Raw genomic sequence first — 5,462 nt, forward strand, 5'->3', positions numbered from 1 at the left:
GACTGGCCGCCGTCATCGCCACAGTTGATGACCGTGCGGTAGCCGTCGCGCAGGCCCTCCTCTCGGGCAATGTCCCGAGCAACGATGAACAGGTGCCCGATCAGATCACGGTCTTCCTCCTTCAGATCGTCGAGGCTGGGGATCGGCTTCCGGGGCACGATCAGGATGTGCGTCGGAGCCTGCGGCTCGATGTCACGAAACGCGACGCAGTGATCGTCCTCGTGGACGATGTCCGCGTTGACCTCGTGATCGATGATTTTTTGAAACAGCGTCTTTTCCGACATGGGGTCGAAGGATCCAGGGACAGGTCGGAGAACAGGGTTGCGGCGGCAATATAGGAGCCACTCACGCGAAAGAGCAAGACGTCCCCTCCCCTACCGACTTGAACTCCAACGTTGCTGCCCGCGGCCCGGATCTGCCGGTTCGATCGTGCGTGAACATGCTCCCCCGCTTGCACGGGGCCCAGCGATCTGCCCCCCGTTCTCCCCTTGACGAGCCCCGCACCTCATGCCCAACTGGCTCCGCGAGATCGATCACACGGCCGATGTAGGTATTGTGGTGACGGCGCCGGATCGCGACACCCTTTACGCCCGGGCCGCGGTGGGAACGTTTCGGCTACTGACCCACATCGAGACCGTTCGCGAGACGACGCAGGAAACCGTCGTCGTGGAGGCCGGAGACGCCGAGGCGCTCATGGTTCGCTGGCTCTCGGAGCTCAACTTTCTGCACACAACACGCCACGTCCTTTTTCGCCGCTTCGATGTCACCGTCTCCGAAACGCAGGACGGCCTTCGGCTTGAAGCCACCTGTCATGGCGAGGACATCGACCGGGAACGGCACCCGATCTACACCGAAATTAAGGCCGTCACCTTCCACGATATGCAGATCCAGGAAACCGACGGAACGTGGGAGGTGCAGGTAATTTACGACCTCTGACCGCGCGCCGGTTGTTTTCCACATCTGCCGGGCTTGCCGCTTCGTAGGCCGCCACCTACGGCCAGCGCGCCGGGCCTCACGCTCTGTTCTCCCTCATCACCGATTCGGACCGTCATGCCCGACTACGAGATTGAGAAAATCGACGACTATCGGTGGAAGCTGCCGAAGAAGGATGGGATGCGCGTGCCGGCCATCCTGTACGCCTCGGAGGACATGCTGCCGGCCATCCTTTCCGACGACGCCCCGCAGCAGGCGAAGAACGTTGCCCACCTTCCCGGCATTGTGAAGGCGTCCCTTGCCATGCCGGACATTCACTGGGGGTACGGGTTTCCGATCGGCGGCGTGGCCGCCTTCGACCCGGACGACGGCGTGATCTCGCCCGGAGGCGTCGGCTACGACATTAACTGCGGCGTGCGGCTCATGGCCTCGAAGCTGACGGTCGACGACCTGGACCGGAACCGCCGCGAGCGGCTGGTCGACCACCTCTTCCGCCTCGTGCCGACGGGGGTGGGCTCGTCGGGAGCAATGCAGGTGGGCAAGGGAGAACTTCGACGCGTGCTCCAGCGCGGCGCCGAATGGGCGGTGAACAGCGGCTACGGCTCCGCCGCCGATCTCGACGTCATCGAAGAAAACGGCCGGGTCGACGGGGCGGACCCGGACGCCGTGTCCGCACGCGCCCGGGAGCGCGGCCTCGACCAGATCGGTACGCTCGGGTCCGGCAACCACTTCCTCGAGGTCGGCTACGTGTCGAAGATCCTGGACGAGCACGCCGCGCGGGTGATGGGACTCGACAAAGGCACCGTAACCGTTATCATCCACTCCGGCTCTCGTGGATTCGGGTATCAGGTGTGCGACGACGCCCTGTCCGACATGGACAAGGCCATGAAGAAATACAACATTCAGCTCCCGGACCGGCAGCTCGCCTGCACCCCGATCGACTCACCGGAAGGCCGGAAGTACATCGGCGGAATGCGCGCCGCCATCAATTACGCATTTGCCAACCGGCAGGTGATGGCGCACAACACGCGACGGGCCTTCGAGAATGCGCTCGACCTGTCCCCGCGCGAGCACGGGCTCTTTACGGTCTACGAGGTCGCACACAACATCGCCAAATTTGAAGAGCACACAGTGAACGGCTCGAAGCGCGAGGTGTGCGTCCACCGCAAGGGCGCGACGCGAGCGCTTCCGGCCGGACACCCGCTCGTCCCCGGCCGCTACCAGAAGGTCGGGCAGCCCGTTCTGATCCCCGGCGACATGGGCCGCTACTCCTACGTCCTCGTCGGGACGGAGCGTGCGATGGAGGAGACGTTCGGAAGCACGTGCCACGGCGCGGGACGGAAGATGAGCCGTCGGCAGGCACGCAAGACAGCCGGACACCGGAACGTCACGGCCGAACTTGCGAATGAAGGTATTATCGTTCGGGGAGAAAGCGACCGGACGGTCCGTGAGGAAATCCCGGAAGCCTACAAGGATGTCGCGGGCGTCGTGGAAGCCGTCGAAGGTGCGGGCATCTCTCAGGCCGTCGCACAGCTCCGGCCGCTGGGTGTGATCAAGGGGTAGACGCGACGGATCTGCGGTGCTGAAGCAGAGAATGCCTGGACGAAGGGCGTAACTTTGCGGCCGCAGGGCGCGTCTTTCCAGTCCAATTCGTGATCGTTGGCAGCCTCGCATCGAGGGTCTCCCCGCGTGCGGGCCGTCGGCGATGAGTTTTTCAGAACGAGCCCCGTATGTGCACCGATTCTGCCGACACGTCCTGGAGGTGGCTGGCGCGGGAGGGGATGGTCCCGGTCATAGCGCTCGCCGTCATCGTGTGGATTGCGAGCGTGGACCTGAGCGTGGTGTCGCCGTGGTCGTCTGCCCCGATCTTCGGCAACGGCGAAACCGCTGAAACGTCGCGGTCCACGCCGTCCGGACGGAGGCCGTCGGTTCCGCTCGTTCTCCCGGTGGCCGGCGTGCCGGCATCGGACCTCGTCGATACATTCGAGGACCCGCGCTCCGGCGGACGGACGCATCACGCGATCGATATCATGGCTCCGTCCGGGACGCCGGTCGTAGCGGCCGCCGAAGGAACGGTCATGCGGCGACGGACGGGCGGTCTCGGCGGGAAAAGCCTGTACGTGGTGTCACCCGACACGTCGTTCGTGTACTATTACGCGCACCTTTCCGGCTACGCGGACGAGGCCGCGGCAGGCGCAATGGTGGACGCCGGCGACCGGCTTGGCATCGTCGGCGCCACGGGCAATGCGGAGGCGTCGCATCTCCACTTCGCGATCTGGGCCGTGGACGACCTGGAACGCCCGTGGGCCCGGCACCCCGTGAACCCGTATCCGCTCCTGCAGGGAGGGTAATTCGACGGGCGAAGGTCGAATTGCCAAGTGGGTCGATACGAGCTAAAGGTTATGCACTCAGCAGCGCACGCATACCCATCCGGCACCTCCCAGCCCCCTTCTCCCATTCGCCCTCGCCCCATACCTCACGTACGCCAGAAGCGCGGCTCGCACCGAGTCATATGGGCCCCACGTGTATCCATCATCCTCAGGATTATATGAAGCCTCATCCATTTGCTTACAGAAGAAGGGACCTTTTGGAGATACCAGACCGATCTCTCGGATCCGGATCGGGGAATCACGCGGATGTAACGTTAGCAACCCCCGTACAAGACACACGTCCGGAAAACAGTGGTAAAGATTTGTGTAAGGTATAGTTGGAGCTTCATGTTTACCCCGTCGGGTTTCGCTTTGAACCCGCGTATTACGTAATGAGAGTCTGTTCGTTACACGCCGCTGCATCGCGATGGCGTCGGTCTCGTCGTTGCGTGCAGCAGACGTGCCGCCGAGCAGATTCCTTACGCCCCCTGGATCCACGACAAACAAAGGTAGCGAATCCACCGCGTCGTACGGCCTTCGGGTCGCCGCCGCTCAACGATTCGCCTGACACACGCCATGAAAAGATTACTCACGTTTGCCCTGGCCGCCATCGGTGTCTGGGTGCTCACGAGCTTCGGGGGCGCCATGATTGACACCGTTCGTGCGGAGTTCTGGACGCAAAGCCTGATGTGGTCCCTTGTGACCACGCTCGTGCTTGCGCCCCTCCTCATCATGCTGTCGAGTCGCGCCGGCACCGAGCCGTCGCCCGTCGAGGAGACGCGCGAGTCCCAGCCGGATGCAACCCCCGCGTTTGTGTCGGAAGACGCAGAGCAGGTGGGACGTCTCTGGCCTGAGGACGCCTCGAAGCCGGAAAACCGAGAAGTGGCGTAGCCCAAGCGCTTCGCCCCCTTCGACCGGTGGCCAGGCCGGCCACAGATCGCAACACGTAGAGACACCCCGGCGGCTCCTTTGTGAGCCGGTCGGGGTGTTCTGTGTTCACCAACGCCGGGTGCTCGGATTTCCCCGGTCTTACGCACTGCTGCCGTTGCCGTCGCTTTCGTCCGAGAGCGCCGCCACCACGCCGTTCGGCCCGTCCTGGATACGCGTTCGCACCGCCGGCAGCGAATCCGGATACTCGTTCTGGAGAAAGGCAACCATCTGCTCGCGTACACCGCACCGCAACTCCCATAGATCCGGGGCACTCTTCGCGCTGGCGGTACACCGGAGCTCCACCGTTCGCTCCGTCGTGTTCGTGACGTGCAGCTTGCAGACTTCCCCGTCCCAGTATTCGGACGCCTCGACGATCTTCTGCAGCTTCTCGCGTACCGCGTCAATGGGCGTCGTGTGATCCACGTAGAGGAAGACGGTCCCGAGCAGATCGGACGAGGTCCGCGTCCAGTTCTGAAACGGCTGTTCGACGAAGTGCGTGATCGGCATCACGATCCGCCGCTTGTCCCACACGCGGACGACCACGTACGTCAGCGTGATTTCCTCGACCCACCCGAATTCGTTCTCCACGATCACCACGTCGTCAACGCGAATCGGCTGCGTAAACGCGATCTGGATCCCGGCCACCACGTTGCCCAGCGTTCGCTGCGCGGCGATCCCGAAGATGATCCCGAAGACGCCGGCCGACGCCAGGATCCCTGCCCCGAGCTCCCGGAATGGTTCGTACTGCAGGAGGATGATCGCGCCGGCAATGACCACGACCGCCGTGGACACGATCCGTCGGAGGATGCGCGTTTGCGTGACGATCTTCCTCGCCTTCAGGTTATCCGGCCCATCCGTCGCGTAGCGCTCGGCGATCGCCTCCTCGCCTGCGAGCAGCAGGGCCACGACGAGCCATGTGACCGAGGCAACGAACAGGACCTGGAGGACGGCTTCAACCCAGACGTGCGCCTCCCCGAGGCTTGCACTGATGGCCGGCAGCACGGTGAACAGTGCAATGATCGGCATCAGCAGCCGCAGCGGTCCACGGATCCGTCGTAGAAGGGCACCCCGGATCGGCATTTCCACGTTCATCCGACGGGTGGCAAGCCGCACGATGCGATGCAGTACGCTGTGGACCGCGAAGCCGACCGCGGCCGCAAGGAGGAGAATACCGGCCACTTCAAGCGGGGCAAACTCCGCGGAAGCCGGTTCGCCGGAAAACAGGTCGGT

At 63.8% G+C, this 5,462-nt stretch carries 6 protein-coding genes; 4 read left to right on the top strand and 2 right to left on the bottom strand.

Annotated features, from left to right (window positions below):
• Positions 1-284 (bottom strand): HIT domain-containing protein (locus tag ACFCU0_RS11685; protein ID WP_434973853.1); only part of this gene is annotated, 284 nt, incomplete at its 3' end.
• Positions 285-507: 223 nt separating this feature from the next.
• Here ACFCU0_RS11685 and ACFCU0_RS11690 point away from each other — a divergent pair.
• From ACFCU0_RS11690 to ACFCU0_RS11705, 4 genes are all read left to right on the top strand, one after another.
• On the top strand, positions 508-936 hold the full coding sequence (locus ACFCU0_RS11690) for an archease (protein WP_434973854.1): 429 nt from the start codon (positions 508-510) through the stop codon (positions 934-936).
• Positions 937-1,050: 114 nt separating this feature from the next.
• Positions 1,051-2,496, top strand: coding sequence for an RtcB family protein (locus ACFCU0_RS11695; RefSeq protein ID WP_434973855.1), 1,446 nt, complete (start codon positions 1,051-1,053; stop codon positions 2,494-2,496).
• A gap of 167 nt (positions 2,497-2,663) precedes the next feature.
• Positions 2,664-3,284: a M23 family metallopeptidase gene (locus ACFCU0_RS11700; protein ID WP_434973856.1), complete on the top strand. Its 621-nt coding sequence runs from the start codon at positions 2,664-2,666 to the stop codon at positions 3,282-3,284.
• A 594-nt stretch (positions 3,285-3,878) separates the two neighbouring features.
• A complete protein-coding gene (locus tag ACFCU0_RS11705; RefSeq protein ID WP_434973857.1) occupies positions 3,879-4,193 on the top strand; it encodes a hypothetical protein in 315 nt (104 codons plus the stop codon).
• Between the two features lie 138 nt (positions 4,194-4,331).
• Here the strand turns inward: ACFCU0_RS11705 and ACFCU0_RS11710 are convergent.
• Positions 4,332-5,462 (bottom strand): mechanosensitive ion channel family protein (locus ACFCU0_RS11710; RefSeq protein ID WP_434973858.1); only part of this gene is annotated, 1,131 nt, incomplete at its 5' end.

The organism is Longibacter sp., from assembly GCF_051155795.1.
Taxonomy (GTDB): Bacteria; Bacteroidota; Rhodothermia; order Rhodothermales; family Salinibacteraceae; genus Longibacter.